The sequence below is a fragment of the Pseudomonas sp. 2822-15 genome, assembly GCF_002742515.1.
GTDB lineage: Bacteria > Pseudomonadota > Gammaproteobacteria > Pseudomonadales > Pseudomonadaceae > Aquipseudomonas > Aquipseudomonas salomonii.
The window spans coordinates 98,148-122,281 of record NZ_LJRY01000156.1 but is presented as its reverse complement, the minus strand read 5'-3'; the positions used below and the strand labels follow the sequence as shown (position 1 = coordinate 122,281).

Here is a 24,134-nt window from a genome sequence, read left to right as displayed (position 1 = left end):
TCAAAAAGTCATGGGTGCATCATAGAGGGGCGCCCGGCAAATGGATAGTTTCCATATGGGGCGACCAAAGCCGAGTGTCCCGCTGCCGTCGGCCCTGTATACTTGCGCGCTATTTGAGGAGCAGTCCATGGTAGAAGAAGTAGAAATCAACCGCCTCTACTGGCACAGCCGCCGTGGCATGCTGGAGCTGGATGTGTTGCTGGTGCCGTTCACTAAAGAAGTGTACGCGACGCTGGATAAGGTAGACCGCGACCTCTATGTGCGGCTGCTGGAGTGTGAAGACCAGGACATGTTTGGCTGGTTCATGGAGCGCGCCGAATCTGAAGATCCGGAGCTGCAGCGCATGGTTCGGATGATTCTGGATCGTGTCCAGCCCAAGTAATCGCTTCGAATGCCGCTGGCAGGCCTCACGGCTGTTGCTGGCGGCGTATCTGTTTGCCCAGCTGTTCGCGCTGGGTGCCTTGTTGATTATTGATTTGCCCTTCGCAAGCCTTGGCACTCTGTTATGCCTGGCGCATGCCGCCTGGGTGTTGCCGCGTCATATTCTGCTGACTCACCGTTCGTCGATTCGTGGCCTGCGCCGCGACGAAGATGGCTGGCAGTTGTTCACTGCCGAGCGCGGCTGGCACAGCGTGCAGTTGCGCCCGGACAGCCTGGCGCTGCCGCTGATCGTGGTGCTGCGCTACCGGGTGCCGGGCCAGTGGTGGGTGCGCTCGGTTTGCGTACCGATGGATTCGCAGGTCGCCGATGTGCACCGGCGCCTGCGGGTACGCCTGAAGTTCAGTCGCCGTAGGTGGCTGGCACCAGAATAGTGTCGCGCGCTTCGGGCAGCATTTGCGGGTAGTCGAGGGTGTAATGCAGGCCGCGGCTTTCCTTGCGCTCCATGGCTGAGCGGATCATCAATTCGGCAACCTGGGCCAGGTTGCGCAACTCGATCAGGTCGCGGCTGACTTTATAGTTGCTGTAGAACTCGTCGATCTCGTCCAGCAGCAAGCGCACGCGATGTTGAGCCCGCGCCAGGCGCTTATTGGTGCGCACAATGCCTACGTAGTCCCACATGAAGCGCCGCAGCTCGTCCCAGTTGTGCGCGATGATCACGTCTTCGTCGGAATCGGTCACTTGGCTGGCGTCCCAGCGCGGCAGGGCGGCGGGCACCGGAATGCGGGGCAGTTGCTCAAGGATGTCGGCAGCCGCCGAGCGTGCATAAACGAAACATTCGAGCAACGAGTTGCTGGCCATGCGGTTGGCGCCATGCAGGCCGGTGAAGCTGGTTTCGCCGATCGCATACAGGCCAGGCACGTCAGTGCGACCGTTTTGGTCGACCATCACGCCGCCGCAGGTGTAGTGCGCAGCCGGCACCACCGGGATCGGGCCTTTGGTGATGTCGATGTTGAATGCCAGGCAACGTTCGTAGACGGTGGGAAAGTGGGTCTTGATGAAGGCTTCGGGTTTGTGGCTGATGTCCAGGTACACGCAGTCGATGCCCAGGCGCTTCATTTCGTGGTCGATGGCGCGGGCCACTATATCCCGTGGCGCCAGCTCGGCACGCGGGTCGAAGCGCTGCATGAAACGCTCGCCGTTGGGCAGTTTCAGGTGCGCACCTTCACCGCGCAGGGCTTCGGTGATCAGGAAGCTCTTGGCTTGCGGGTGGTACAGGCAGGTGGGGTGGAACTGGTTGAACTCCAGGTTGGCCACCCGGCAGCCCGAACGCCAGGCCATGGCGATGCCGTCACCGCAGGCACCGTCGGGGTTACTGGTATAGAGGTAGACCTTGGCGGCACCGCCGGAGGCCAGAATGGTGAAGCGTGCGCCGTAGGTGTCGACTTCGCCACTGGCGCGGTTGAGCACATAGGCGCCGAGGCAGCGTTCGCCGTCCAGGCCCAGGCGCTTTTCGGTGATCAGGTCGACGGCGACGCGTTGCTCCAGCAGTTCGATATTGGGGCGTTGGCGGGCTTGCTCGAGCAACGTCTTGAAAATGGCGGCGCCGGTGGCGTCGGCGGCGTGGATGATGCGGCGATGGCTGTGGCCGCCCTCGCGGGTCAGGTGGAATTCGAATCCGCCGTCATCACTGCCGGCGTGTTCGTCGCGGGTGAACGGCACGCCCTGGTCGATCAGCCATTGGATGGCTTCGCGGCTATGCTCGACGGTGAAGCGCACCGCGTCTTCGTTGCACAGGCCGCCGCCGGCATTAAGGGTGTCTTCGACGTGGGATTGCACGGTATCGGTGTCGTCCAGTACCGCCGCGACACCGCCCTGGGCCCAGAATGTCGAGCCATTGGCCAGGTCGCCCTTGCTCAGGACCGCAATGCGCAGGTGGCTGGGGAGGGTGAGTGCCAGGCTCAAGCCGGCCGCACCGCTACCAATCACCAGGACATCGTGTTGAAACTGTTGGCTCATTTGAAGGATTCCGCAAAAAGCGATCCAAAGGGCTGGCGCAAACAGGACGCCTGGATCGGCGAATCAAAGGGTCACACGGGCCACTAGTATATAGAGGGGGGGAGCGGCACAATAGCCGGGCATTCGTGGCAATGTGAAATTACGGTGCGCAGCTGGGGTCATATGGGCCGGCTATTGAGATGGGAACTTTTTGCATGAGCTCCTACTCAATAGCAGGTTGCCCGAAAGCTGGGAAAACGTTGAGTTTATTGGCCCGTCGGGAGCATTGGACGCGTCAGAAAACCGGCGACAAGATTATTCGCGCAGCCGGCCTAGCCCGCGCTGCGTTTTTCGTGTGTGCCAAATCAGTGCATGCCGGAAACTTGCTTGGAGGGGGAGAACTTTTGCGAGAAGTCCTAGTCTATGTTTGCAAGCCTGATCGTTTAGTTATGCAAGCCTCCTGCGAGTACAACGAGGAGTGTTCATGCTAACCCAGGAAGAGGATCAGCAGCTGGTCGAGCGCGTTCAGCGTGGCGACAAGCGAGCATTTGATCTGCTAGTGCTGAAATACCAGCACAAAATTCTCGGGTTGATCGTGCGGTTTGTGCACGACACCCATGAAGCGCAGGACGTTGCACAGGAAGCCTTTATCAAGGCGTACCGTGCACTTGGCAATTTTCGCGGTGATAGTGCGTTTTATACGTGGCTCTACCGCATCGCCATTAACACGGCGAAGAACTATCTGGTGTCTCGCGGCCGCCGCCCACCGGACAGTGATGTAAGTTCAGAAGATGCAGAGTTTTACGATGGTGATCACGGCCTCAAAGATCTCGAGTCGCCGGAACGTGCTTTGCTGCGCGACGAGATCGAGGGCACCGTTCATCGCACTATTCAGCAACTGCCAGAAGATTTGCGTACGGCGTTAACTTTACGTGAATTCGATGGTCTCAGTTACGAAGACATTGCGAGCGTCATGCAATGTCCGGTGGGGACTGTAAGGTCACGGATTTTCCGGGCCCGGGAAGCCATCGACAAAGCCTTGCAACCGTTGTTGCAGGAAAACTAAAGACAGCGGCGACAGCCAAGAGAGGAACCGCCATGAGTCGTGATGCCCTGCAGGAATCGCTGTCCGCAGTGATGGATAACGAAGCGGATGAACTGGAACTTCGTCGAGTGCTCAATGCATTTGATGATGCCGAAACCCGTGATACCTGGTCTCGTTACCAAGTCGCTCGGGCGGTGATGCACAAGGATCTACTAATCCCTCGTCTGGATATTGCTGCGGCCGTTTCTGCCGCGTTGGCCGATGAAGCCGTTCCGGCAAAAGCTGCTCGTGGTCCATGGCGTAGCCTGGGTCGCCTGGCAGTAGCTGCCTCGGTGACTGTTGCCGTGTTGGCCGGTGTTCGCCTGTACAACCAGGACGAAATTGCCGGTGCCGAACTGGCGCAGCAGACTCAGCAACCGGTCATGGCCGGTCCGCAAGTCAAAGGCCCAGCGGTACTGGCCGGCTACAAGGAAAGCTCTGATGCCACCGGCCCTATGGCCAACGGCGTACTTCAAGGGCAATCCGGCTGGCAGGACCAGCGTCTTCCAGGCTACCTGCGCCAACATGCACAGGAATCTGCTTTGAAAGGCACTGAAAGCGCTCTGCCATACGCTCGTGCAGCCAGCCTGGAAAACCGCTAAACCGCTAAGGGGCCCTATGCGCGCCATACCGCTCCTTACGCTTTTGCTCAGTGGTTGTTTTGCACTATCCGCCCATGCCGACGAAGCCCAAGACTGGCTGACTCGACTTGGGCGTGCAGAGCAGCAGCAAAGCTTTGCAGGTACGTTCGTCTACGAGCGTAACGGCAACTTTTCTACCCATGACATCTGGCATCGCGTCCAGGACGGTCACGTCCGTGAGCGGCTGTTGCAGCTCGATGGCTCTGCCCAGGAACTGGTGCGGGTAGACGGTCGTACCCAATGTGTCAGTGGCACCTTGGTTGCCGGCCTTGGCAATTCGCCTGATGCGCCTTCGCGCGCTCTGGATCCGCAAAAACTAACTCAATTCTACGCACTGGCCGTCATTGGCAAATCTCGCGTGGCCGGTCGAAATGCGGTGATTGTGTCGATTACTCCCCGTGATCAATACCGATATGGCTTTGAGTTGCACCTGGATCGTGAAACCGCGCTGCCGCTGAAATCCCTGTTACTCAATGAGCAGGGCCAGTTGTTGGAGCGCTTCCAGTTCACTCGACTGAACACCTCGGCTGCGCCGTCAGATCGTGACTTACAGCCCAGCAGCGAATGCTCACCTGTGGCTGTTTCCAGCACCAAAGCACCCGAGGTACCTGCTACGCACGCTTGGCATCTGGACTGGTTGCCTCCCGGTTTTCAGCTCACCAGCAGCGTCTCGCGAAAAGATACTCAGACCCACGCTACGGTCGACAGTCTGATGTATGACGACGGACTTGCACGTTTCTCAGTATTTCTTGAGTCCACCGACGGTGCGAGTGTGAGCGAAACTCGTACGCAACTTGGCCCAACGGTCGCCGTGTCGCGCCGTCTGAACACGGTCGATGGCGAAGTCATGGTGACGGTTGTCGGCGAAATTCCCATCGGCACTGCCGAACGCATCGCGCTGTCGGTGCGCGGCGAAAAGACCGCCGCCAAGCCATGAGTCGTTAATCCTATGTTCATCCTGACCTTTCAATGTGAGCCTTTGCGTGGTTGGGGGCTGAGAGCATGAAATTTCTGGATCAGTATTTTCACTTGCAAAAAATCCCCATGTTTTTTATAGGTCAGAGCTTGTCGGCTCTGACCTTATTTTGTTCGCGGAACAAAAATGCCGGTCGAAGTTTTCGGCGTTTCTTGAACCCTGTCGCTCAACCCTGCTCGTCGTAACGGGAGCTGTATGTCGATACCACGTTTGAAGTCTTACCTAACCCTCGTCGCCACGGTATTGGTGCTGGGTCAGGCAGTGTCCGCGCAAGCGGTCGAGCTGCCTGACTTCACCCAACTGGTAGAGCAGGCCTCGCCTGCCGTGGTGAACATCAGTACCACGCAGAAGCTGCCGGATCGCAAAGTCTCGAACCAGCAGATGCCTGACCTGGAAGGCCTGCCGCCCATGCTGCGCGAGTTCTTCGAGCGCGGTATGCCGCAACAACGCTCCCCGCGTGGCGGCGGTGGCGGTCAGCGCGAGGCGCAGTCCCTGGGCTCGGGCTTCATCATTTCGCCTGACGGTTACATCCTCACTAACAATCATGTGATTGCCGACGCTGACGAAATTCTCGTGCGCCTGGCCGACCGCAGTGAGTTGAAAGCCAAGCTGGTGGGCACCGACCCACGCTCCGACGTGGCTTTGCTGAAAATCGAAGGCAAAGACCTGCCTGTGCTGAAGCTGGGTAAATCCCAGGACCTGAAAGCCGGGCAGTGGGTGGTCGCGATCGGTTCGCCGTTCGGCTTTGACCATACCGTGACCCAGGGCATCGTCAGCGCCATCGGCCGTAGCCTGCCAAACGAAAACTACGTGCCGTTCATCCAGACCGACGTGCCGATCAATCCGGGTAACTCCGGCGGTCCGCTGTTTAACCTGGCGGGCGAAGTGGTGGGGATTAACTCGCAGATCTACACCCGCTCCGGTGGCTTCATGGGCGTGTCCTTTGCCATCCCGATCGACGTGGCCATGGACGTTTCCAACCAGCTCAAAAGTGGTGGCAAAGTCAGCCGTGGCTGGTTGGGTGTGGTGATTCAGGAAGTGAACAAAGACCTGGCTGAATCGTTCGGCCTCGACAAGCCGGCCGGTGCCTTGGTCGCGCAGATCCAGGACGACGGCCCTGCTGCCAAAGGCGGCCTGCAAGTGGGCGATGTGATCCTGAGCATGAATGGCCAGCCGATCATCATGTCCGCCGACCTGCCACATCTGGTGGGTGCCTTGAAAGCCGGCAGCAAAGCCAAGCTGGAAGTGATTCGTGACGGCAAGCGCCAGACCGTTGAGCTGACCGTCGGCGCGATCCCGGAAGAGGGTGCAACCCTGGATGCGCTGGGCAACGCCAAACCAGGCGCTGAACGCAGCAGCAATCGCTTGGGCATTGCCGTGGTTGAATTGACCGACGAGCAGAAGAAGAGCTTCGACCTCAAGAGCGGTGTTGTGATCAAAGAAGTCCAGGACGGCCCAGCCGCCTTGATCGGCCTGCAGCCGGGCGACGTGATCACCCACTTGAACAACCAGGCGATCAACTCCACCAAGGAGTTCACCGACATCGCCAAAGCGTTGCCGAAGAATCGCTCGGTGTCGATGCGCGTGCTGCGTCAGGGGCGTGCAAGTTTCATCACCTTCAAGCTGGCCGAGTAATCCGCTAGCTCAATAAAAAGCCCCGCTGTCGGTTAACGAAAGCGGGGCTTTTTTGTGGGCGATGGTTTTAGCTCATCATCCCTTTCACCAGGCGTTCCTGTTCGATCAGCTCACGCTGGCGCGCGTCGATGCGCGAGGACAGTGGGAAGTTGTTGCCGGCCCGACGCTTGGCAAAGTCCAGTTGCTGAATAGCCTGCTTGAAGTCACCCACCAGTGCAAAGTACTCGGCACGCGCCTGATGCAGGCCAATGATATTGCCGGACAGGCCGCGAGTCTCTGCCACCTGGTACCACACATCCGGATCATCGGGACGCGACTTGAGCAACCCATCCAAGGCTTTTTCAGCATCGGCCGTACGGTTCTGCTTGAGCAGCACATCAATGCGTATCTGATTCAGCGGGTAGCTGCCGGGGTACTGGGCCAGCATCCGATCAGTACGTTGCTGGGCATCCGGCAGGTGGTTGCTGTCGATATCCAGCTCGATCTGCGCCAGGTTGTAAGTAATGTCGTTGGGCGCCTTGGCCAGCAGCGGCTGCAAGCTTTCCCGCGCCTCTTTGAACTGGGTACCCTTGATCTGCGCGATGGCCAGCCCGTAACGGGCTACATCGTTTTTCGGGTTCTCGTCCAATTGTGCCTGGAAACGCTTGGCGGCCAGCCCCGGTGTGTCTTCGTATTGCAACTGCACCCGTGCGCGAATCAACTGGTAGCGCAAGCTGTCTTCCTTGCCGCCCTGCTTGGCTTGCTCGGCACGGTTGCGGGTGTCGGCGATCCGCGATTCGGTCACTGGGTGAGTCAGCAAAAATTCCGGTGGCTTGGCATCGAAACGGTATTGGCGCATCAGGCGTTCGAACATGGTCGGCATGGAGCGTGGGTCGTAACCGGCTTTTTCCAGATTAAGAATGCCGATGCGGTCAGCTTCTTGTTCGTTCTGGCGTGAAAACCTGCGCTGCTCCTGGATCGCTGCCGCCTGGCTGCCCGCAATTGCGGCAATGCCGGCATCGCCCGCACCCGCTGCCGCCGCGATAATGCCGCCGAGCAGGGCGGCCATCATCGGGATCTGCATGCGCGACTGCGCTTCCACACCTCGCGCAAAGTGGCGTTGGGACAAGTGAGCCAATTCGTGAGCGAGTACCGAGGCATATTCGCCTTCGGTCTGGGCATTCAGGAACAGGCCGCCGTTTACCCCGACAATCCCGCCGGGTGCGGCAAAGGCGTTGAGTTGCGGGCTGTCGATGAGGATGAACTCCAGGCGCCGGTCATTCACCTGGCTGGTCTCCACCAGCTTGTACACGCTGGTTTCGACGTAATCCTTGAGCTGCGGGTCATTGAGCTGCGAGACCTGGCCACGCAGGTAGGCCAGCCACGCGCGGCCCAGTTGGAATTCCTGTTGCGGCGAGACAATGGCAGAACTGGCGTCGCCGAGTGACGGCAGGTCGTCAGCGAAGGCCGGGGAGGCCAGCAGGCAAGCCAGCGTCAGCAGGGAAGGGCGCAAAAAAGTCATGCACAAAGCCTTTCGACAAAGAGCTTACTGTAGCCGGACACTGAGCTTCGGACCAGATATTCTAAGCACCCCAAACGCATGCCTGGAGCAAACCGATGACCGACGCTGTAGCCTTTGACGCCGAACTCGATGCCAGTGGCCTCAATTGCCCGCTGCCCCTGCTCAAGGCCAAGCTGGAACTCAACCGCTTGGCCAGCGGTGCCGTGCTCAAGGTGATCGCCACGGATGCGGGCTCCCAGCGGGATTTTCGCACCTTTGCCAAACTGGCCGGGCACACCCTGCTGCACGAAGAAGATGCCGCCGGTGTGTACCGTTACTGGTTGCGCAAGGCCTGAACTGTTCGCCCCACCACCCGAGGTTGATTGATGTTCAAAGTGTTACGAGACTGGATTCAGCGCTATTTTTCCGATGAAGAAGCGGTGGTGCTGGCCGTCCTGCTGTTTCTGGCCTTTACCGCCGTGCTCACGTTGGGCGGCATGCTGGCGCCGGTACTGGCGGGCATGGTGCTGGCGTACCTGATGCAAGGCCTGGTCACTACCCTGGAGCGTCTGCGTTTGCCTGGCGGTGTGGCGGTTGGGCTGGTGTTTGCCCTGTTCATGGGGCTGTTGGTGGTGTTTATCGTCGTGGTGCTGCCATTGCTGTGGCATCAGTTGATCACCTTGTTCAACGAGTTGCCGGGCATGCTCGCCAAGTGGCAATCGCTGTTGCTGCTGTTGCCGGAGCGTTATCCGCACCTGGTGTCGGATGAGCAGGTGTTGCAGGCCATTGAAGTGGCGCGCGGCGAAATCGGAAAATTCGGGCAATGGGCGCTGACTTTTTCCCTGTCCAGCCTGCCGCTCCTGGTCAACATCATGATCTACCTTGTGCTGGTGCCGATCCTGGTGTTTTTCTTCCTCAAAGACCGCGCAATGATCGGCCGCTGGGTCAGCGGCTATCTGCCGCGTGAACGGGCGCTGATCACCCGAGTGGCCGAAGAAATGAACCGGCAGATTGCCAATTATATTCGCGGCAAAGTCATTGAGATTGTGATTTGTGGCGGCGTGACCTACATCGCGTTTGTCGCGCTCGGGCTGAACTACGCGGCGCTGCTGGCCTTGCTGGTGGGCGTATCGGTGGTGGTGCCATATGTGGGCGCGGTGGTGGTGACCGTGCCGGTGATGTTGATCGCGTTGTTCCAGTGGGGCTGGAGCGATCAGTTCATCTACCTGATGGCGGTGTACGGGATTATCCAGACCCTGGATGGCAACGTATTGGTGCCGCTGCTGTTCTCGGAGGCCGTCAACCTGCACCCGGTGGCGATTATCTGCGCGGTGCTGTTGTTTGGAGGGCTGTGGGGGTTTTGGGGTGTGTTTTTTGCGATCCCGCTGGCGACGCTGTTCAAGGCCGTGCTGGATGCGTGGCCGCGGCAAGAACCGGTGGTAGCGCCTTTGTTGTAAACGGTTGGGGCGAACTAAAGGTTCGCCCCAATTATGCTTTATGCCTTATTCAATGCCTGCGCCGCCGCCAGCACCGCATCCACATGGCCCGGCACTTTCACACCACGCCATTCCTGGCGCAGCACGCCATCCTTGTCTATTAGAAAGGTGCTGCGGTCCACGCCCAGGTATTCCTTGCCATACAGCTTCTTCAGCTTGATCACATCAAACAGCTGGCAAACCGCTTCGTCCTTGTCGCTGATCAGCTCGAAGGGGAATTCCTGCTTGGCCTTGAAGTTCTCGTGGGACTTCACGCTGTCTCGCGACAGGCCGAACACTTCGGTGTTGGCGGCCTTGAACGCGGCGTACTGGTCACGAAAACCCTGGCCTTCGGTTGTGCAACCCGGGGTGCTGTCCTTCGGGTAGAAGTAGATCACCACTTGTTTGCCCTTGAGGGCTGCCAGGCTGAACGTCTGGCCGCTGGTGGCCTGGGCTTCGAAATCGGCCACGGGTTTGTCGATGGCTACCGGCATAGGTACTTCCTTACATTGGGTTCTGTGGGCGCCATGGCTCGATCAGAGCGTCGAGGTTCAGGGCATCGGCGAAATCCAGGAACTGGTCACGCAGCCAACTGATCTGCACGCCGGCCGGCAAGGTCACGGTGAACGTGGCGTTGAGCATGGTGCCGCCGGTTTGCGGGGCCTGGTAGGTGTCGCAGGTGAGGTTTTCCAGCTCGACGTTGTGGTCGATGAAAAACTGGCACAGCTCATTGACGATGTCCGAGCGGTAGGCCGAGCTGACATACGCCACGTAAGGCAGGGCCTGCGGGCGGTTTTCCAGGGCGGCGCTGCGCACCACGTTGACGGTGAAGTTGTGCTTCTTGGCCAGGCCCGGCAGGCCGGTTTCGAGGCGCGCCAGGGCGTCCCAACTGCCGGAGATCTGCAGCACCAACGCGCTGCACTCGCCGTGGCGGGTGAGGCGCGAGGTCACGACGGCGCAGCGGTTCTCATGGCTGGCGCGGCACAGGACGTTGGTCAGCTCCATGGGGTTGGCGCCGAGGGCACTGATAACAAGGAATTGTTCGCGAACTGTGGGGGTGGACATGCAGCCTTCCTAAAGCGATGAGCGGTCGATACCGTGTGGGCCGTATCGATCAAAGGATGAAGGGTAGCGAAAACCATCGCCAAGGGCTAGGAGGTGGCGTTTTCATTACGCGATCGGTCTGATTTCAGCGTGCTTCAAGCCGCGCTTTGGCCCAATGATGGCATTGCCCGTCGTTTAGTTGCCCCAGAACGCATCCTCAGGCGGTACTTCGCTTGTACAAGCATCTTGGCGCCAGTACCATTACGGCTCTCTTTTTCCGGCAGGAGCGGTTGCATGATTGCGGGCAGTATGGTGGCACTGGTCACACCCATGGATGCACAAGGTCATCTCGACTGGGACAGCCTTGGCAAACTGGTGGACTTCCACCTGCAAGAAGGCACCAACGCCATCGTGGCGGTCGGCACCACAGGTGAATCGGCCACCCTTGACGTGGAAGAACACATCCAGGTCATCGAATTCGTGGTCAAGCGCGTGGCGGGCCGCATTGCCGTAATCGCCGGCACAGGCGCCAACTCGACCCGTGAAGCGATCGAGCTGACTAGGAACGCCAAAAAAGCCGGCGCCGATGCCTGCCTGCTGGTAACTCCGTACTACAACAAGCCGACCCAGGAAGGCTTGTACCAGCACTTCAAGGCTATCGCCGAAGCCGTCGACATCCCGCAGATCCTCTACAACGTCCCTGGCCGCACGGCCTGCGACATGAAGGCCGAGACCGTGATCCGCCTGTCCACCGTGCCGAACATCATCGGCATCAAGGAAGCCACCGGCGACCTGCAGCGCGCCAAGGACATCCTGGCCGGCGTGAGCAGCGACTTCCTGGTGTATTCCGGTGACGACGCCACCGCGGTCGAACTGATCCTGCTGGGCGGCAAAGGCAACATCTCGGTGACCGCCAACGTCGCGCCGCGCGCCATGAGCGACATGTGTGCTGCCGCCATCGCCGGTGACGCCGTAAAAGCCCGTGCGATCCACGAGCAACTGATGCCGCTCAACAAAACACTGTTTATCGAATCCAACCCTATTCCCGTGAAATGGGCGCTGTTTGAGATGGGCTTGATGCCGGACGGTATCCGTCTGCCGCTCACCCGGCTCAGCGAAGCCTGTCACGAACCGCTGCGACAGGCCCTGCGCCAGTCCGGCGTCCTGGTTTAATTGAGGAAGCACTACGCATGAAGCGATTGGCCGGACTTTCCGCACTTGCCTTGATTATCTCCAGCACCAGTGGCTGCGGTTGGGTATGGGGCCCGGAAGGTTACTTCCGTGACCGCGGCAGCGATTACCTGGAAGCACAAGCAACCAAACCGATGCAACTGCCGCCGGACGTCAACGTCGCCAAGCGCCTTGACCCGTTGCTGCCGATTCCGCGCAACGTCGCCGACGACACCACCAAGGGTGAGTACGTGGTGCCACGCCCGCAGCCGATCTCGGCCGTGGCGGACGCCAGCGACTACAGCCTGCAAAAGAGCGGCGATAACCGCTGGATCATGGCTCAGCGCCCTCCGGCTGAAGTCTGGCCGGTGGCGGTACAGTTCTTCCAGGACAACGGTTTCAGCATTGATCAGCAACGCCCGCAAACCGGCGAATTCACCACGGCCTGGCAGCACGGCAGCGAACTGTCCGCCAGCATGGCCAAGCGCCTGCAGGCGAGCGGCGTAGCGCCCGACAGCGAAGCCCGTGTGCGTGTGCGCATCGAGCCAGGCGTGCAGCGTAATACCAGTGAAGTCTACGTGGTCAGCGCCGAGCGCCCTGCCGGCAGCACTGCCAACGTCGACTTCACCCCGCGCTCGGTCAACATGGGCGTTGACGCCGCGTTGGTCGACGAGATGCTGGCCAGCATGAGCCGTATCTCCGAGAAGGGCGGTTCGGTTTCCCTGCTCGCCGCCGGCAACTTCGACACGCCTAACCGCGTCAGCCTCACCGAAGACGGCAGCGGCAACGTGGTGCTCACCCTGGGTGAAGACCTCGATCGTGCCTGGGCCAGTGTTGGCCGCGCGTTGGAACAGGGCCCTTGGCGCGTTGAAGACATCAACCGCAGCCTGGGCCTGTACTACATCAACGTAGCGGAAAAAGCCGAGAAGAAAGACGACGAGCCAGGTTTCTTCGGCAAATTGTTCGGCAGCAAGCCGACCAAGGAAGAGGTTGAAACCCGTGCCGAGCGCTACCAGGTTCGCCTGAGTAAAGTGGGCGAGAGCGTGCAAGTGACCGTCGAGAAGAACATCAACACCGTTGCGCCGGCTGAAACAGCCCGCAAAGTGTTGGGCGTGATTCAGGACAACCTGGGCTGATCCGATGCGTTTTGCCGTTCTCGGCAGCGGTAGCCAAGGGAACGGCACGCTGGTCGCACATGACGACACGTATGTGCTGGTGGATTGTGGTTTCTCGTTAAAAGAGACCGAGCGGCGCCTGCTGCGCCTGGGGGTTCACCCCACGCAGTTGAGCGCAATTGTGGTGACCCACGAACATGCCGACCACGTGCATGGCGTGGGTTTGCTGTCTCGGCGCTACAATCTTCCGGTGTACCTGAGTCGCGGCACCTTGCGCGGGATGCGCAAACCCATAGAACCCGCAGGTTTCCTGGCCGGTGGCGAGACGCTGCAGGTCGGTGCGTTGAGCATCGACGTAGTTGCCGTAGCGCACGACGCCCAGGAACCGACGCAGTATGTATTCAGTGGCGGTCAGCGGCGTTTCGGCGTGCTCACCGACCTGGGCTCTTACTGCTCCAGGGTACTGGACGGTTACCGTGACCTCGATGCCTTGATGATCGAGTCCAACCACTGCCGCGACCTGCTGGCACGTGGTCATTACCCCTACTTTCTCAAGCAGCGGGTAGGCGGCGAACTGGGACATTTGAACAACCACCAGGCGGCGTACCTGGTGTATGAGTTGGGCTGGCAAGACTTGCAACACCTGGTCCTGGCCCACCTGAGCAGCAAGAACAACCTGCCTGCGCTTGCGCGGCAATGTTTTGTCGACACCCTCGGGTGCGACCCGGACTGGCTGCAATTGGCCGATCAAGATTCAGGGCTCGATTGGCGACACATCGCCTAGCCCACCATTTAGCAAGCGGAGCCCATCATGGAAAAACGTGAAGAACTCTACCGCGGCAAAGCCAAGTCGGTATACAAGACCGACGACGCCAACCGCCTGATCCTGCTGTTTCGCAACGACACCTCGGCGTTCGACGGCAAGCGCATCGAACAGCTTGATCGCAAAGGCATGGTGAACAACAAGTTCAACGCCTTCATCATGCAAAAGCTCGAAGCGGCCGGCGTTCCGACCCAATTCGACAAACTGCTGGGCGACAACGAGTGCCTGGTCAAGAAGCTCGACATGATCCCGGTCGAATGCGTCGTGCGTAACTACGCCGCCGGCAGTCTGGTCAAGCGCCTGGGCGTGGAAGAGGGCCTCAAGCTCAACCCTTACACGTTCGAGCTGTTCCTGAAGGACGACGCCAAGGGCGACCCGTTCATCAACGAATCCCACGTCGTGGCATTCGGTTGGGGCACCGCTGAGCAACTGGTACGCATGAAGGAGTTGTCCCTCAAGGTCAACGACGTGCTGAGCAAGCTGTTCGACGACGCAGGCCTGCTGCTGGTCGACTTCAAGCTCGAATTCGGCGTGTTCCACGACGGCACCATCGTCCTGGGCGACGAATTCAGCCCGGACGGCTGCCGCCTGTGGGACAAAGCCACCAAGAAGAAGATGGACAAAGACCGCTTCCGCCAAGGCCTTGGTGATGTTATCGAAGCCTACGAAGAAGTCGCAAATCGTCTCGGCGTACCGCTGTAATCGACGCAAGCATCTGATAGCACGGAAAAAAATCGATTTTTTGGTTTGCTTTCGAGAAACACACTGTTATGATGCGCGCCGTTGGAGAGATGCCAGAGTGGCCGAATGGGACGGATTCGAAATCCGTTGTACCTTCACCGGTACCTAGGGTTCGAATCCCTATCTCTCCGCCATTACATAGAAAAAGCCCCGTAGCTGAATAAGCTGCGGGGCTTTTTTGTTCTTGGGTTTTCCACTCTTCTGTTAGCTCAAACGCTCGCCCGCTTTACGATAAGCCTGCCCACGCTCCCATTTATCAATGGCCACCTCCACCACGGTGATTTCCTGATCGATCACCTGATAAACCAGCCTGTAACCGCTGCTGCGTAGCTTGATTTTGTAGCAGTCGGGCAGGTCATACAGGCGATTGGCTTCAATGCGTGGGTTGTTCAGGATGGCCACCAGCTTCTTCTTGAGCTGCTGACGAATGGTGTCGCCGAGCTTTTGCCACTCCTTCAATGCACGCGCATCGAAATCAAGGCTATAGGTCATCTATAGAAACCTTTACCCGTTGAGGCGATGCCAATCGTTCCCGGACGGTGGCCATCAACGCTTCATCTTCCTCAGTCATCAGAACGGGCTTGAAAGGTAGCTGGCCGCGGTCCGCCACGTATTGCAGGGCCTGGCGCATCAGTTCGGAAGGCGTAACGCCGAGCTTTTCCAGTTCGAGATAGGCGCGCGCTTTTAGGTCGTCATCGATACGGATGCTTATAGTCGCCATGGGAAAGATCCTCGTGTAATGACAATGGTCATTACAGTGGACCAGGAGAGGCCTATTGGCAAGTTTGTCGTGACGTATGGCGTTCGCATACTCCCTTGTCAGCGCATCGCAATGTCCATGTGTCATAGAAGCTCCTCAGTACACCAGCGATCTTTTTTAGGCTAGCCCAGGCGCTTGAGTGCACAAGCTTCATTTTGGGAACACTCATTACTGGGCATTTCCATAAGCGTGATTACCCGTGGCGTTGGCTCTGCAGCTCCCTCACGAGCTTGCACTGGTTGAGGCAGGACGCTAACCTTCCGCCGTCGCCCTCATGGCGACCGGTTTTGACAGACCGATATACAGGTGTACGACCTCCATACGATTACGGCCCTTTCTGCTGTGACGTCGTTTTATGGCGGCTGTGCGTGGGGCATCTTCGGGTGCGCCGGGTCCTGTATACCGGTCTGTCAACCCGCGCATAGCTGCCACCTGATTCTGTTTGACAGCAGAATGTGACAGCTCCCATTGCATACAGGAGCTACAAAATGAACATGACCAACCCTGATTCTGATTCCGAGTTTCCCCCTCGCAAAATCTTCCACGTAGGCCACGACGTCGGCACCGAAGAAGCCCTGGCCAACGCCTCCGAAATCCTCGCATCCGCCCTTCAAACCGCCTACCAATGCGCCGAAGACCCGGACAGCACGCAGTCACCCGTGATCATGGGCCTGGCGCAATTGATCGAGAATGCTCAGGCACTGGTGGACGCTGCACTTGAGCGTCATTTCCCTGCGGATAAACCAGGCAACTAACCCAATATCCTGAAACAAAAAAGCCTGCCGAGCTCAATGCTCAGCAGGCTTTTTAGTGGTTACCGAGTCGTATCAGCCCGGCTGCGCCGCCAAGCTATTACTCACATTACGGCCCAGCACCAGCACGGTCACAAACCCAAGCCCCACCAGCGCCGTGGCCAGGCTCAAGAGCATTGCGCTGCCCATCTGGTCCACGATCCGGCCGCCAAAGAACGAACCCAAGGCGATGATCACCTGAAACAGGGCAACGAACAGCGGCATGCCGCGTTCCACATCCTTAGGTGCGACCACAAACATCCAGATACTCGCGCAGGCCGGGAAGGCGCCGAAGGCGAAGCCCCAGAGTGCGATGAGCATCGCGGCGCCGGTCATGCCGGTGGCGAAGTGAGGGAACAGCGCGGTGCTGGTGCCGATCATCAGCGCGACCAGCAGCAGGGTGTGGCGCACGCTGCGGTTGGCGGCGAAACCGGCAAAGACGTTGCCCATCACGCCGGCCACGCCATACAGCAGCAACAGCGAACCGATGGTCGGGCCATCGAAGCCGGAACTGTTTTTGAAGAACGGCGCGACATAGGTGTAGGCAGCAAAGTGCGCCAGACCGATCAGCAGCACGGCGATCAAGCCGACCCGCGCTTGTGGGTTGATAAACAAGGCCGGCAAGTCACGGATCTGGATGGCTTTTTCCGGAGTGAGCCTCGGCAGCAGGAACACCTGCGCCAGCAACACCGGCACGCCCACAATCGCGGTCACCAGGAAGGTCATGCGCCAGCCCATCAGTCCGCTGAGCCAGGTGCCGACGGGTACGCCCAGTACGGTGGCCAGGGTCACGCCCATCATGATGATCGAGGTGGCCTTCGCTACGCCCACGCCCTTGGGCGCCAGGCGGCCGCTTAGCGCAATGGCCGTGGCCCAGAAGCCGCCGATGCTGATGCCGAGCAGCACACGGCCGAACAGCAGCAGGCTGAAGTCGCTGGCGTAGGCCACTACCGAGTTGGCGATGATCATGATCAGCGTCAGGCCGATCAGCAGGTAACGACGGTCCATGCCACCAATGATGACTGACAGCAAAGGCGCGGCGAGGGCGGCCATGATGCCGGGTAGCGTGACCATCAGGCCGGCGTGACCGGCACTGATGCCCAGGTCGCTGGCGACGTCATTGAGCACGCCCACCGGCAGAAACTCACTGGTTACCAGGGCGAAAGCGCCTACGGCGACCGAGAGAATCGCCAGCCACTGCTGTTTGACACTTTGTTGATTATGTTCGGGGCGGCCGCTGTGGGCCTGGCTGGGGCTTGGCATGGTGTCGGTTCCAGAAGGAATGTCGCCTGAAGCCAGGCGAAGGGGAGGGAAAGTGGAGGCGATTATAGGAACCGGTGCTGGCAATCACACAGGCGCTCGTTTCGATAATAACCATCAGTGCAATCGATTCGACGCTCTGGGGCGGCCTTTATGGCCTGTGAGCCAGCTTGCTGTGGCGAATAGTCTTGAGGTGAGCACGCTTGTTGTGGCGAGCAGGCTTGCCCTGCGTTGGGCCGCGTAGCGGCCCTGAAACCTGCCGCCGCGATCTTCCTCCAGGCACTGGGCGCCTGGGATGGGGCGGCTTCGCCGCCCAACGCAGGGCAAGCCTGCTCGCCACAACGAGCCTGTTTGCCACACCAAACCTGCTTGCCACAGTGACAGTGTTTACGGTTGAACGGCGGACTCTGCGGGCGTATGGGTGCTCTGCGCGGCCATCTGGTCGTGGAGTTTGCGGGCCACACCCAAACGCGAGAGCTTGGTCAAGATACAAAAAACCGCAAATATCGACAGGCAGGCGATGAACAGCAAAAAGCCTTTTTGCTCTTTCAATCCGGTCTTTACGTTTTCAACGTAGGTGGGCGAAAGAAACAGCGTGCAAATAGTATTGATGGTGCCTTCGGAGAAGTCCTCGTTATAAAACTTTTCCAGTGCCGTCGGTGATTTGCATTCGTCGACAGACAGCGTTTCACTGGGCAAGAAATGGAATTTGGCGTTGTTTTCCGACAGATAGAAAGACGGCACATCCGCGGCTTTTTTCAACGACACCATCAGGTAGCTGGAGTTAGCCAATGGCGGCGTGATGCTGATAATCGCCAGGAAGAAGATGCCCAACCCCAAAAACCCATTACGTTTGAAGGGTGTGATCATTGCCTCTTTAAGCGATAACTGAGTGAAGTCTTTCCAGTCAATGTACTTTCTGATCCTGGCCACATCGTTGTAACTGAAGTTGTTGTCAGTGATCCATTTATCCGCCTGCCGCGCGTGTTCCAGGTTTTGCGCGGGGATATTGAATTCGAACCGATAATATTCAACTTCGCGCAGGTCTTTGCGGGTGGCTTCATATTTTGGGTTTTCAAACGTGGTCGAGCCACCGAAGAACCGCCACATCAAGTCACGCAGAAATATCAGCGAGCCCGAGCGTGAGTAGATATATAAAACCAGCGCACATATTGCCAGGCCACTGAGCAGCCCGACGATGGCGGCGTAGTTTTGGAATGTCCATGTGACGATATTGTCGTTGAGTGCAGGTTGGGACATGCAGGGTCATCCTTGAAGGGTTAGTAGAGCGGCGCGCAGGCGAAGTTGCCGTGACCGGCCGGGCGGAAATCTAATAAAAACAAGGCGACTTTTCAAATATTATCATTGTGTGAATATCGATCTGGGCGGGTACTACATAGCACTGGAATCTTTCTTACATCTTTTAAAAACAAAGGCTACAGCCAGTTCGTTGCGAACGGATATTTAACTCACTATCTTCTGACGACGAGTCGTTCACTCGTAGGGTTTCCCTCAAACGCAAAGGAAATGCACCATGAGCAAAAACACAAAAAAGACCTCCAGCACGATGGCGACGTTGGCCGCCGAAACCTTGAATAATCCAAACGCCTCGGCCATCGCCAAAAGCCTGGCCGCGTCGGCGCTGTCCCAGACCGGTACGGATAAGCAGACGAGCGCACACATGGAGGAGAAAGCCGGCAAAGCCCTTCAATGCGATAAATACAGTGAGGACACCAAGTCCCTGGCGGCATCGGTCCTCTCTCAAGCCAACAAAGAGCGTGGCAGCTGAATCATAAACACCGCATAAAACCCCCCGTCGCTGAATCAGCGGCGGGGCTTCTTCGTTTCCCGATCAGTAAAAATTATTCGTCCCTCACCGAATAACTTTCGCCACTGCGGTGTTCACTCCACAGACCACCCAGGAAACGTCCATGAACACAGCATCCGATCGCTATGACCGCCTCACTCGCAGCTTCCACTGGCTGACCGCCGCCGTGGTGATTTTCATGTTTGCCAGTGCGCATATCTGGGAAAACCTGGAGAAGGGCACGCCGCTGCGCAAGGGCCTGCAATCGGTGCATATTTCGTTAGGTATCGCCATGGCGCTGCTGGTTGTCGCGCGGATTCTGTGGCGTGTGTTCGGCGGCACTCGGCCCAAGGCCGACAGTCACCCAGCGCTTAACCTGCTGGCGAAATTGGCGCATGGTTGCCTGTACCTGTTGCTGGTGTCGCAGATGGTGTTGGGCTTTTTGTTTCGCTGGGCTCAAGGTGAGCCCTTCAATTTTTTCGGACTGTTTGCCGTGCCCGCGCCTTTTGTGATCGATCATGCCTGGCGGGGCACCTTGGGCGGCCTGCATAACAATGTGGCCTGGGCGATCATCCTGCTGGCGGGCGTGCATGCCATTGCTGCGCTTTGGCATCACTACGTGCTGGGTGACAGCACCTTGCGCCGCATGTTGCCGGGCGCACGCAATGCGCTTTAACAGTGATGTTTCCTCCCTATTGTTACGGAGTAAGACAACCATGAAGACTCGCCAAGCACACCCCGTCACCTACCGCACCGCGCTGTTCTTCGGCGCTTGCCTGGCCGCCGCTTTGCTCGCAGGCCAGGCTCACGCCTCCGGCGATGAGTCGGCCCCGCCCAAGCCCAACTGCCCCAAAGGCCAGGTCTGGGACACCAAGACCGGTAAGTGTGTGCTGCAAACCAGCAAGGCCACCTCTGATGCCGACCGCACCGATTACGCCTATCGCTTGGCCAAGGACGGGCGCTTCGATGAGGCGCTGAGCTTGCTCGACACCCTGCAAAATCCCAACACCGCCAAGGCCCTCAACTATCGCGGCTACGCCACGCGCAAGCTGGGGCGCACCGATGAAGGCATCGGTTATTACCTGAAGTCGGTCGAACTTGACCCTGACTATGCACAGGTTCGCGAGTACCTGGGTGAGGCCTATGTGATCAAGGGCCGGGTCGACCTGGCGCAAGAGCAACTGGTAAAAATCAAAGCCTTGTGCAGTACCACCTGCGAAGAATACGAAGACCTGGCCGCAGCCATCGCCGCAGCGCCACAGGCTTGAACGCCGTGAACCGGTCCGCAGGAGGCAGCCATCGTTCGGGACGCTGAGTTTCGCCGCGAGTTGGGCCAGTTGTTGCCACGGTTGTGGCGATACGGGTGGCTGTTGTCGCGACAAAAGCACCTGGCCGAAGACCTGGTGCAAGCCACCTGCGTCAGGGCCTTGGAGCGTGCCGGGCAATTTGTGGCCGGCACGCGCCTGGATCGTTGGTTGCTGGCGATCATGCATTCGATCTGGCTCAACGAACTGCGCTCGCAACGGGTGCGCCAGGGGCAGGGGTTTGTCGATGCCGAACAGGCATTGTCGTTTGATGGTGAAAGCCAGGCACAGGAGCAAATCCTCGCTGCGCAGGTGATCAAGCGCGTTAACGGCTTGCCCGAAGCGCAGCGTGAAACGGTGTTTCTGGCGTATGTCGAAGGGCTTTCATACAAGGAAATTGCCGAAATCCTGCAGATACCTATGGGCACGGTGATGAGCCGGTTGGCGGCCGCCCGCATTAAGCTTGCCGAAGTCGCCTCCCCCACAGCCCGGCAGGATACAGCCAACGGAGAACGGCGATGAGCCACACCGACACACCGTCCGATGAGCAGCTAGTGGCTTATCTGGACGGCGAACTGAGCACCGACCACCATCAACGGATCGCCGACCAGGCCAGCGTTGACCCGGCGCTTGCCGCACGCCTGGACACATTGCGCTGCGCCGACTTGCCGTTCAAGGCTGCCTTCGACACGGTGCTGGAACGCGCCCCGACTGAGCGCCTGCACGCCATGCTCAACGCCTTGCCACCGGCACCGCCCCAAGCCTGGAGCCGTCGGCGTTTTCTGGCCGTGGCCGCGAGCTTCGCGGTGGCCGGCGTGGCGGCCGATCGCCTGTTCATGGGGTGGCAGCGTGCTGAACCCGGCCAGGGCTGGCGAGCCTCGGTGGCCGAATACATGGCCTTGTACACGCCACAGACTCTGGAAAACCTCAGCTTGGATCCTGCGTCTCACACGGCCCAGTTGACCTCTGTGGGCACACAACTGGGTGTGTCGTTATCGCCTGAGTCCGTGAGCCTGCCCGGCGCCGAATTCCGACGGGCGCAGATCCTCGACTATGACGGCGTGTTGATCGGCCAACTCACCTACCTCGATCCACGCCACGGCCCTTTGGCACTGTGCATTACCGCCAGTAAAAAGGGCATGCAGCCGCTGGCCAGCGAGCAGCGCCGAGGCCTGAACGTGGTGTATTGGGCCAATCCTGCCCATGCTTTCATGCTGATTGGGCGAAACCCCGTGGAGGATTTGCAGCACATGGCCAGTGGCGTCGAACGGCGCTTGCTGGCCTGATCTCAGTGAGTCGTCGTTTGCCTGGAGACGCTGGTCAGTAGTGCGCAGGCGTTTTTTCGTAGCCCGCAGGTGTGGGCGCGCTAATTCAGCGTGGGTTCCTCCACACTCTCGATATTGGCTGCCACCCACTCTCCGTCAGGCCCTCTTACGGTAATAGGTGACACTTTGCCCCTCTCGCACCACCAACCCACTCTGGCGAGAGAGGGTGTTGCGAAAGAAGATGTCCTGTTCATCGTAGGCAACTGTGCGGTGATGGGGCGCACCGCGGGTGACGTTGGCAGTCTGTGGAGTCTTTGTGGGCATGGCCGTCCTCCTGTTTCAGTGCAGTGCGTTATCTGTTTCGGGCGGGTTATGGCTGTATGCAAATCGCCATTCAAATCACTTGAACCTCTTCGGCTTGCATGCCTTTTTTTCTCCTGATGGCAACAAAAGTGACTTGTTGTCCTTCTTTTAATGTCTTGATACCGCCCGCTTGAGTAGTGCTGAAATCAACGAGAAGGTCGTCTCCACTCTGCGGTGTGATAAATCCAAAGTGCTTTTCGTCGTTGAACCACTTCACTGTTCCAGTTTGTCTATCGCCCATTTTATCTATCCCTCCAATCCAAAATTGCCCGCTTAAAGCCACCGATTTACCGGTAGCTGTATCTATAAGAAAAGGCCCAAACCGACTTCGAGTCAACGCTCTGCGGGACCAGCGGTACTGTCATTCCTGACAGGTTTACGGACTTCAAAATGGGCACATACCGCGAGGTTTTATGGCGACACTGTGCGTACCGCCGGCGTCAGTTCCAGCACCCGATTGCGCCCACCTTCGGCCAGCAAATAAGTGCCTCGTTCCGTCGGCACAATCGACTGCGGCGCTTTGAGAAACGACAAAATCGTCTGTTGCTGCCCCTGCTTATCAATCAGCAACAACCTGGCACGGTGTGTCGAATCCTCATTCACCCACAGCCCTCGCTCATCGCACATCAAGAACGTCGGTTTGTTCAACCCCGACAGCAACACCGGATCGCTGCCGTCATCGGTCAGCTCGCGCACCACGCCTTTTTTCTTTTCGGTGTAGAGCATTCGGCCATCGGTGCAACGGGTGATGGATTCGCCTTCGTGCAGCTTGTCGCGTATGACCGTCAGCGACTGGTCACCCCAGCGATAACGCAATAGCCGCCCGTTGTCCTTACGGTCTTCGATGGCGTAGAGGTCGTCGCCCTCAACCCACAGGCCTTGTACGTTTTCGCCGCGAAACAGCTCGCTAACCACACCATCCTTGAGAAAGCTGACCGGGGCGTTGCCGGTTTCCTGGCTGAAGACCCAGCCGCCGTGGGTGGCGAACATGCCGTCGGGTTTGGACAGGTTGCCCACTACCACATCGCGTCGCCCATCGGGATGGATACGCACGATGCTGCCTTTGGCATCATTGAGTTCCTGGCTGATCATCAGCGAGCCATCCGGCATGGGCATCAATGAAGCGGCTTTGGGCACGTCACGGTGCACGGTTTGCACACTCCAGCCGGTCGCGGCGCTGACGGGGTAGAAACTTTGCCAGGCGAAGAATCCCAGGGTGGCGACGACCAGCAAGCCGGTCAGGCTTAACCCCCAGAGCAAAGGTCGACGCGGATTTGGGGTGTCAGTCATTTTTTCTTCCTTGTTTTTGGGCACACCGTCGGTGGGCGTGAGGCTTGCTCTCAACCGTGATTCTGAAATTGGGCAGCATAATCCTGGCCGCCGTAAAACACGCCCAGGATCGACACGGTTGCAGTCTCGGCGGCCCCGCTGAATGCGATGGTGGTGGTGTGCCGGTAATGGATGATGCGCAAGGCGGGCAGCAGGTCGTTACGGCATTTACCGCGCAATGGAGACACGCTAAGGCTGTCGCAGTAGCTGATGATGTTGTCGACAAAACGTGCTGCAACGTCGGGGGCTTCGGTTTTGCTGATGTAGTCTTCGAGGGCTTCGAGTTGGGTTAATGCCTTTGGTGCAAAGGCGACCGAATAACTCACGGTTGTTCAGTACCGGTTCGCCGGCGCTTGGCTGCCATGTGGTCGCGAACCTGCTCGGTGGAGAGCGCTCGGCCAGGGGCTGCATCGAGGGCGGCTGCTGCGGGGATCACCTGGTCGCGCAGCCAGTCTTCCATGGCACGGTCACGGGCCATCAGCGCCCTGAGGCCGTCGCGTATCACTTCACTTTCGCTCGCGTATTCACCGCAAGTGACCTTGGCTTTGACCAGGGCGGCCATTTCGAGTGGCAAGGTAATGCTCATTTGCTGGGTCGAGCGCATGTCGAAGCCCGCTGATAGTGGGTAGGATTCAATCCTACTTGACCATTGGCGTGTTGCAAGGAGCAACTGACCGATGTCGGTGTCCGGCGTC

At 58.8% G+C, this 24,134-nt stretch carries 31 protein-coding genes and 1 tRNA gene; 19 read left to right on the top strand and 13 right to left on the bottom strand.

Features of this window, described 5'->3' with window-relative positions; all coding sequences use genetic code 11:
• Nucleotides 1–127: 127 nt before the first annotated feature.
• Both AOA59_RS02215 and AOA59_RS02210 read left to right on the top strand, forming a co-directional pair.
• Complete coding sequence (locus AOA59_RS02215) at nt 128–382, top strand: succinate dehydrogenase assembly factor 2 (protein WP_065929111.1); 255 nt, start codon at nt 128–130, stop codon at nt 380–382.
• A complete protein-coding gene (locus tag AOA59_RS02210) occupies nt 366–812 on the top strand; it encodes a hypothetical protein (RefSeq protein WP_069788543.1) in 447 nt (148 codons plus the stop codon). The genes AOA59_RS02215 and AOA59_RS02210 overlap by 17 nt, the downstream gene beginning before the upstream one ends.
• Here the strand turns inward: AOA59_RS02210 and nadB are convergent.
• Entirely contained in the window at nt 781–2,397 is a 1,617-nt protein-coding gene (gene nadB / locus AOA59_RS02205) for an L-aspartate oxidase (protein WP_099485701.1), read from the bottom strand. The genes AOA59_RS02210 and nadB overlap by 32 nt on opposite strands.
• Nucleotides 2,398–2,860: 463 nt before the next feature.
• Between nadB and rpoE the strand changes: the two genes are divergently transcribed.
• The 4 genes from rpoE to AOA59_RS02185 all read left to right on the top strand — a co-directional run bounded on the left by rpoE (nt 2,861) and on the right by AOA59_RS02185 (nt 6,712).
• Nucleotides 2,861–3,442 (top strand): RNA polymerase sigma factor RpoE, encoded by a 582-nt coding sequence (gene rpoE / locus AOA59_RS02200; RefSeq protein ID WP_003172477.1) that lies wholly within the window; start codon nt 2,861–2,863, stop codon nt 3,440–3,442.
• 32 nt (nt 3,443–3,474) lie between these two features.
• Complete coding sequence (locus AOA59_RS02195) at nt 3,475–4,062, top strand: sigma-E factor negative regulatory protein (RefSeq protein WP_034096393.1); 588 nt, start codon at nt 3,475–3,477, stop codon at nt 4,060–4,062.
• Between the two features lie 16 nt (nt 4,063–4,078).
• The gene (locus tag AOA59_RS02190) at nt 4,079–5,038 is read left to right on the top strand and encodes a MucB/RseB C-terminal domain-containing protein (RefSeq protein ID WP_065929114.1); all 960 of its coding nucleotides are present in this window, start codon (nt 4,079–4,081) and stop codon (nt 5,036–5,038) included.
• A 234-nt stretch (nt 5,039–5,272) separates the two neighbouring features.
• A complete protein-coding gene (locus AOA59_RS02185) occupies nt 5,273–6,712 on the top strand; it encodes a DegQ family serine endoprotease (RefSeq protein WP_065929115.1) in 1,440 nt (479 codons plus the stop codon).
• A 67-nt stretch (nt 6,713–6,779) separates the two neighbouring features.
• Here the strand turns inward: AOA59_RS02185 and AOA59_RS02180 are convergent, their stop codons facing one another.
• The gene (locus AOA59_RS02180; protein ID WP_099485699.1) at nt 6,780–8,213 is read right to left on the bottom strand and encodes a M48 family metalloprotease; all 1,434 of its coding nucleotides are present in this window, start codon (nt 8,211–8,213) and stop codon (nt 6,780–6,782) included.
• 95 nt (nt 8,214–8,308) lie between these two features.
• Here AOA59_RS02180 and AOA59_RS02175 point away from each other — a divergent pair, with 95 nt between their 5' ends.
• Together AOA59_RS02175 and AOA59_RS02170 are read left to right on the top strand one after the other, a co-directional pair.
• Complete coding sequence (locus AOA59_RS02175; protein WP_010212198.1) at nt 8,309–8,548, top strand: sulfurtransferase TusA family protein; 240 nt, start codon at nt 8,309–8,311, stop codon at nt 8,546–8,548.
• A 30-nt stretch (nt 8,549–8,578) separates the two neighbouring features.
• Nucleotides 8,579–9,649 carry an AI-2E family transporter gene (locus AOA59_RS02170; RefSeq protein WP_017137334.1) on the top strand — a complete coding sequence of 357 codons (1,071 nt, stop codon included), beginning with the start codon at nt 8,579–8,581 and terminating at the stop codon, nt 9,647–9,649.
• 38 nt (nt 9,650–9,687) lie between these two features.
• On the opposite strand, the gene AOA59_RS02165 is transcribed toward AOA59_RS02170, so the two are convergent.
• Nucleotides 9,688–10,161, bottom strand: a complete 474-nt coding sequence (locus tag AOA59_RS02165; protein ID WP_017137335.1) for a peroxiredoxin — start codon at nt 10,159–10,161, stop codon at nt 9,688–9,690.
• A gap of 10 nt (nt 10,162–10,171) precedes the next feature.
• Nucleotides 10,172–10,732 (bottom strand): glycine cleavage system protein R, encoded by a 561-nt coding sequence (locus tag AOA59_RS02160; RefSeq protein ID WP_017137336.1) that lies wholly within the window; start codon nt 10,730–10,732, stop codon nt 10,172–10,174.
• Nucleotides 10,733–11,005: 273 nt separating this feature from the next.
• On the opposite strand from AOA59_RS02160, the gene dapA reads away from it, so the two are divergent.
• The 5 genes from dapA to AOA59_RS02135 all read left to right on the top strand — a co-directional run bounded on the left by dapA (nt 11,006) and on the right by AOA59_RS02135 (nt 14,694).
• Entirely contained in the window at nt 11,006–11,884 is an 879-nt protein-coding gene (gene dapA / locus AOA59_RS02155) for a 4-hydroxy-tetrahydrodipicolinate synthase (protein WP_056857365.1), read from the top strand.
• Nucleotides 11,885–11,901: 17 nt separating this feature from the next.
• A complete protein-coding gene (gene bamC / locus AOA59_RS02150) occupies nt 11,902–13,017 on the top strand; it encodes an outer membrane protein assembly factor BamC (protein ID WP_056857364.1) in 1,116 nt (371 codons plus the stop codon).
• Between the two features lie 4 nt (nt 13,018–13,021).
• On the top strand, nt 13,022–13,780 hold the full coding sequence (locus AOA59_RS02145; protein WP_099485697.1) for an MBL fold metallo-hydrolase: 759 nt from the start codon (nt 13,022–13,024) through the stop codon (nt 13,778–13,780).
• A gap of 27 nt (nt 13,781–13,807) precedes the next feature.
• Nucleotides 13,808–14,521: a phosphoribosylaminoimidazolesuccinocarboxamide synthase gene (gene purC / locus AOA59_RS02140; protein ID WP_065929120.1), complete on the top strand. Its 714-nt coding sequence runs from the start codon at nt 13,808–13,810 to the stop codon at nt 14,519–14,521.
• Nucleotides 14,522–14,604: 83 nt separating this feature from the next.
• Nucleotides 14,605–14,694 (top strand) — tRNA-Ser (locus tag AOA59_RS02135).
• Between the two features lie 70 nt (nt 14,695–14,764).
• Here AOA59_RS02135 and AOA59_RS02130 read toward each other — a convergent pair.
• Complete coding sequence (locus AOA59_RS02130) at nt 14,765–15,052, bottom strand: type II toxin-antitoxin system RelE/ParE family toxin (protein WP_099485696.1); 288 nt, start codon at nt 15,050–15,052, stop codon at nt 14,765–14,767.
• Nucleotides 15,042–15,281, bottom strand: a complete 240-nt coding sequence (locus AOA59_RS02125) for a type II toxin-antitoxin system RelB/DinJ family antitoxin (RefSeq protein ID WP_026013721.1) — start codon at nt 15,279–15,281, stop codon at nt 15,042–15,044. The genes AOA59_RS02130 and AOA59_RS02125 overlap by 11 nt, the downstream gene beginning before the upstream one ends.
• Nucleotides 15,282–15,808: 527 nt before the next feature.
• Between AOA59_RS02125 and AOA59_RS02120 the strand changes: the two genes are divergently transcribed.
• On the top strand, nt 15,809–16,075 hold the full coding sequence (locus AOA59_RS02120) for a DUF6124 family protein (protein ID WP_256593021.1): 267 nt from the start codon (nt 15,809–15,811) through the stop codon (nt 16,073–16,075).
• 72 nt (nt 16,076–16,147) lie between these two features.
• Here the strand turns inward: AOA59_RS02120 and AOA59_RS02115 are convergent, their stop codons facing one another.
• Nucleotides 16,148–17,374, bottom strand: coding sequence for an MFS transporter (locus AOA59_RS02115; RefSeq protein WP_069788564.1), 1,227 nt, complete (start codon nt 17,372–17,374; stop codon nt 16,148–16,150).
• A gap of 384 nt (nt 17,375–17,758) precedes the next feature.
• Nucleotides 17,759–18,631, bottom strand: a complete 873-nt coding sequence (locus AOA59_RS02110; protein WP_099485694.1) for a DUF6216 family protein — start codon at nt 18,629–18,631, stop codon at nt 17,759–17,761.
• Nucleotides 18,632–18,905: 274 nt separating this feature from the next.
• Between AOA59_RS02110 and AOA59_RS02105 the strand changes: the two genes are divergently transcribed.
• From AOA59_RS02105 to AOA59_RS02085, 5 genes are all read left to right on the top strand, one after another.
• Nucleotides 18,906–19,160 (top strand): hypothetical protein, encoded by a 255-nt coding sequence (locus tag AOA59_RS02105; protein ID WP_099485693.1) that lies wholly within the window; start codon nt 18,906–18,908, stop codon nt 19,158–19,160.
• Between the two features lie 142 nt (nt 19,161–19,302).
• The gene (locus AOA59_RS02100) at nt 19,303–19,854 is read left to right on the top strand and encodes a cytochrome b (protein ID WP_099485691.1); all 552 of its coding nucleotides are present in this window, start codon (nt 19,303–19,305) and stop codon (nt 19,852–19,854) included.
• Nucleotides 19,855–19,894: 40 nt separating this feature from the next.
• Complete coding sequence (locus AOA59_RS02095; RefSeq protein ID WP_069788567.1) at nt 19,895–20,446, top strand: tetratricopeptide repeat protein; 552 nt, start codon at nt 19,895–19,897, stop codon at nt 20,444–20,446.
• Nucleotides 20,447–20,506: 60 nt separating this feature from the next.
• Nucleotides 20,507–21,004, top strand: coding sequence for an RNA polymerase sigma factor (locus tag AOA59_RS02090; protein ID WP_099485690.1), 498 nt, complete (start codon nt 20,507–20,509; stop codon nt 21,002–21,004).
• A complete protein-coding gene (locus AOA59_RS02085) occupies nt 21,001–21,768 on the top strand; it encodes an anti-sigma factor (RefSeq protein WP_099485688.1) in 768 nt (255 codons plus the stop codon). Before AOA59_RS02090 ends, AOA59_RS02085 begins: the two co-directional genes overlap by 4 nt.
• Nucleotides 21,769–21,903: 135 nt before the next feature.
• On the opposite strand, the gene AOA59_RS02080 is transcribed toward AOA59_RS02085, so the two are convergent.
• From AOA59_RS02080 to AOA59_RS02060, 5 genes are all read right to left on the bottom strand, one after another.
• Nucleotides 21,904–22,071, bottom strand: a complete 168-nt coding sequence (locus tag AOA59_RS02080; RefSeq protein ID WP_178076231.1) for a hypothetical protein — start codon at nt 22,069–22,071, stop codon at nt 21,904–21,906.
• A gap of 70 nt (nt 22,072–22,141) precedes the next feature.
• Nucleotides 22,142–22,351 (bottom strand): cold-shock protein, encoded by a 210-nt coding sequence (locus AOA59_RS02075; protein WP_065929133.1) that lies wholly within the window; start codon nt 22,349–22,351, stop codon nt 22,142–22,144.
• Between the two features lie 170 nt (nt 22,352–22,521).
• Nucleotides 22,522–23,400 carry a hypothetical protein gene (locus tag AOA59_RS02070; protein WP_178076230.1) on the bottom strand — a complete coding sequence of 293 codons (879 nt, stop codon included), beginning with the start codon at nt 23,398–23,400 and terminating at the stop codon, nt 22,522–22,524.
• A gap of 50 nt (nt 23,401–23,450) precedes the next feature.
• Nucleotides 23,451–23,765 carry a type II toxin-antitoxin system RelE/ParE family toxin gene (locus tag AOA59_RS02065; RefSeq protein ID WP_099485686.1) on the bottom strand — a complete coding sequence of 105 codons (315 nt, stop codon included), beginning with the start codon at nt 23,763–23,765 and terminating at the stop codon, nt 23,451–23,453.
• Nucleotides 23,762–24,043, bottom strand: coding sequence for a type II toxin-antitoxin system ParD family antitoxin (locus AOA59_RS02060; RefSeq protein WP_065929289.1), 282 nt, complete (start codon nt 24,041–24,043; stop codon nt 23,762–23,764). The genes AOA59_RS02065 and AOA59_RS02060 overlap by 4 nt, the downstream gene beginning before the upstream one ends.
• Nucleotides 24,044–24,134 lie beyond the last annotated feature (91 nt).

Coding starts and splice junctions, on each gene's coding strand:
- AOA59_RS02185 (WP_065929115.1), top strand. CDS start 5,273: ATGTCGATACCACGTTTGAAGTCTTACCTAACCCTCGTCGCCACGGTA.
- AOA59_RS02070 (WP_178076230.1), bottom strand. CDS start 23,400: ATGACTGACACCCCAAATCCGCGTCGACCTTTGCTCTGGGGGTTAAGC.
- dapA (WP_056857365.1), top strand. CDS start 11,006: ATGATTGCGGGCAGTATGGTGGCACTGGTCACACCCATGGATGCACAA.
- AOA59_RS02085 (WP_099485688.1), top strand. CDS start 21,001: ATGAGCCACACCGACACACCGTCCGATGAGCAGCTAGTGGCTTATCTG.
- AOA59_RS02100 (WP_099485691.1), top strand. CDS start 19,303: ATGAACACAGCATCCGATCGCTATGACCGCCTCACTCGCAGCTTCCAC.
- AOA59_RS02105 (WP_099485693.1), top strand. CDS start 18,906: ATGAGCAAAAACACAAAAAAGACCTCCAGCACGATGGCGACGTTGGCC.
- AOA59_RS02120 (WP_256593021.1), top strand. CDS start 15,809: ATGAACATGACCAACCCTGATTCTGATTCCGAGTTTCCCCCTCGCAAA.
- AOA59_RS02170 (WP_017137334.1), top strand. CDS start 8,579: ATGTTCAAAGTGTTACGAGACTGGATTCAGCGCTATTTTTCCGATGAA.
- AOA59_RS02195 (WP_034096393.1), top strand. CDS start 3,475: ATGAGTCGTGATGCCCTGCAGGAATCGCTGTCCGCAGTGATGGATAAC.
- AOA59_RS02115 (WP_069788564.1), bottom strand. CDS start 17,374: ATGCCAAGCCCCAGCCAGGCCCACAGCGGCCGCCCCGAACATAATCAA.
- nadB (WP_099485701.1), bottom strand. CDS start 2,397: ATGAGCCAACAGTTTCAACACGATGTCCTGGTGATTGGTAGCGGTGCG.
- AOA59_RS02160 (WP_017137336.1), bottom strand. CDS start 10,732: ATGTCCACCCCCACAGTTCGCGAACAATTCCTTGTTATCAGTGCCCTC.
- AOA59_RS02165 (WP_017137335.1), bottom strand. CDS start 10,161: ATGCCGGTAGCCATCGACAAACCCGTGGCCGATTTCGAAGCCCAGGCC.
- purC (WP_065929120.1), top strand. CDS start 13,808: ATGGAAAAACGTGAAGAACTCTACCGCGGCAAAGCCAAGTCGGTATAC.
- rpoE (WP_003172477.1), top strand. CDS start 2,861: ATGCTAACCCAGGAAGAGGATCAGCAGCTGGTCGAGCGCGTTCAGCGT.
- AOA59_RS02080 (WP_178076231.1), bottom strand. CDS start 22,071: ATGCCCACAAAGACTCCACAGACTGCCAACGTCACCCGCGGTGCGCCC.
- AOA59_RS02175 (WP_010212198.1), top strand. CDS start 8,309: ATGACCGACGCTGTAGCCTTTGACGCCGAACTCGATGCCAGTGGCCTC.
- AOA59_RS02130 (WP_099485696.1), bottom strand. CDS start 15,052: ATGACCTATAGCCTTGATTTCGATGCGCGTGCATTGAAGGAGTGGCAA.
- AOA59_RS02110 (WP_099485694.1), bottom strand. CDS start 18,631: ATGTCCCAACCTGCACTCAACGACAATATCGTCACATGGACATTCCAA.
- AOA59_RS02180 (WP_099485699.1), bottom strand. CDS start 8,213: ATGACTTTTTTGCGCCCTTCCCTGCTGACGCTGGCTTGCCTGCTGGCC.
- bamC (WP_056857364.1), top strand. CDS start 11,902: ATGAAGCGATTGGCCGGACTTTCCGCACTTGCCTTGATTATCTCCAGC.
- AOA59_RS02145 (WP_099485697.1), top strand. CDS start 13,022: ATGCGTTTTGCCGTTCTCGGCAGCGGTAGCCAAGGGAACGGCACGCTG.
- AOA59_RS02215 (WP_065929111.1), top strand. CDS start 128: ATGGTAGAAGAAGTAGAAATCAACCGCCTCTACTGGCACAGCCGCCGT.
- AOA59_RS02095 (WP_069788567.1), top strand. CDS start 19,895: ATGAAGACTCGCCAAGCACACCCCGTCACCTACCGCACCGCGCTGTTC.
- AOA59_RS02060 (WP_065929289.1), bottom strand. CDS start 24,043: ATGCGCTCGACCCAGCAAATGAGCATTACCTTGCCACTCGAAATGGCC.
- AOA59_RS02125 (WP_026013721.1), bottom strand. CDS start 15,281: ATGGCGACTATAAGCATCCGTATCGATGACGACCTAAAAGCGCGCGCC.
- AOA59_RS02075 (WP_065929133.1), bottom strand. CDS start 22,351: ATGGGCGATAGACAAACTGGAACAGTGAAGTGGTTCAACGACGAAAAG.
- AOA59_RS02190 (WP_065929114.1), top strand. CDS start 4,079: ATGCGCGCCATACCGCTCCTTACGCTTTTGCTCAGTGGTTGTTTTGCA.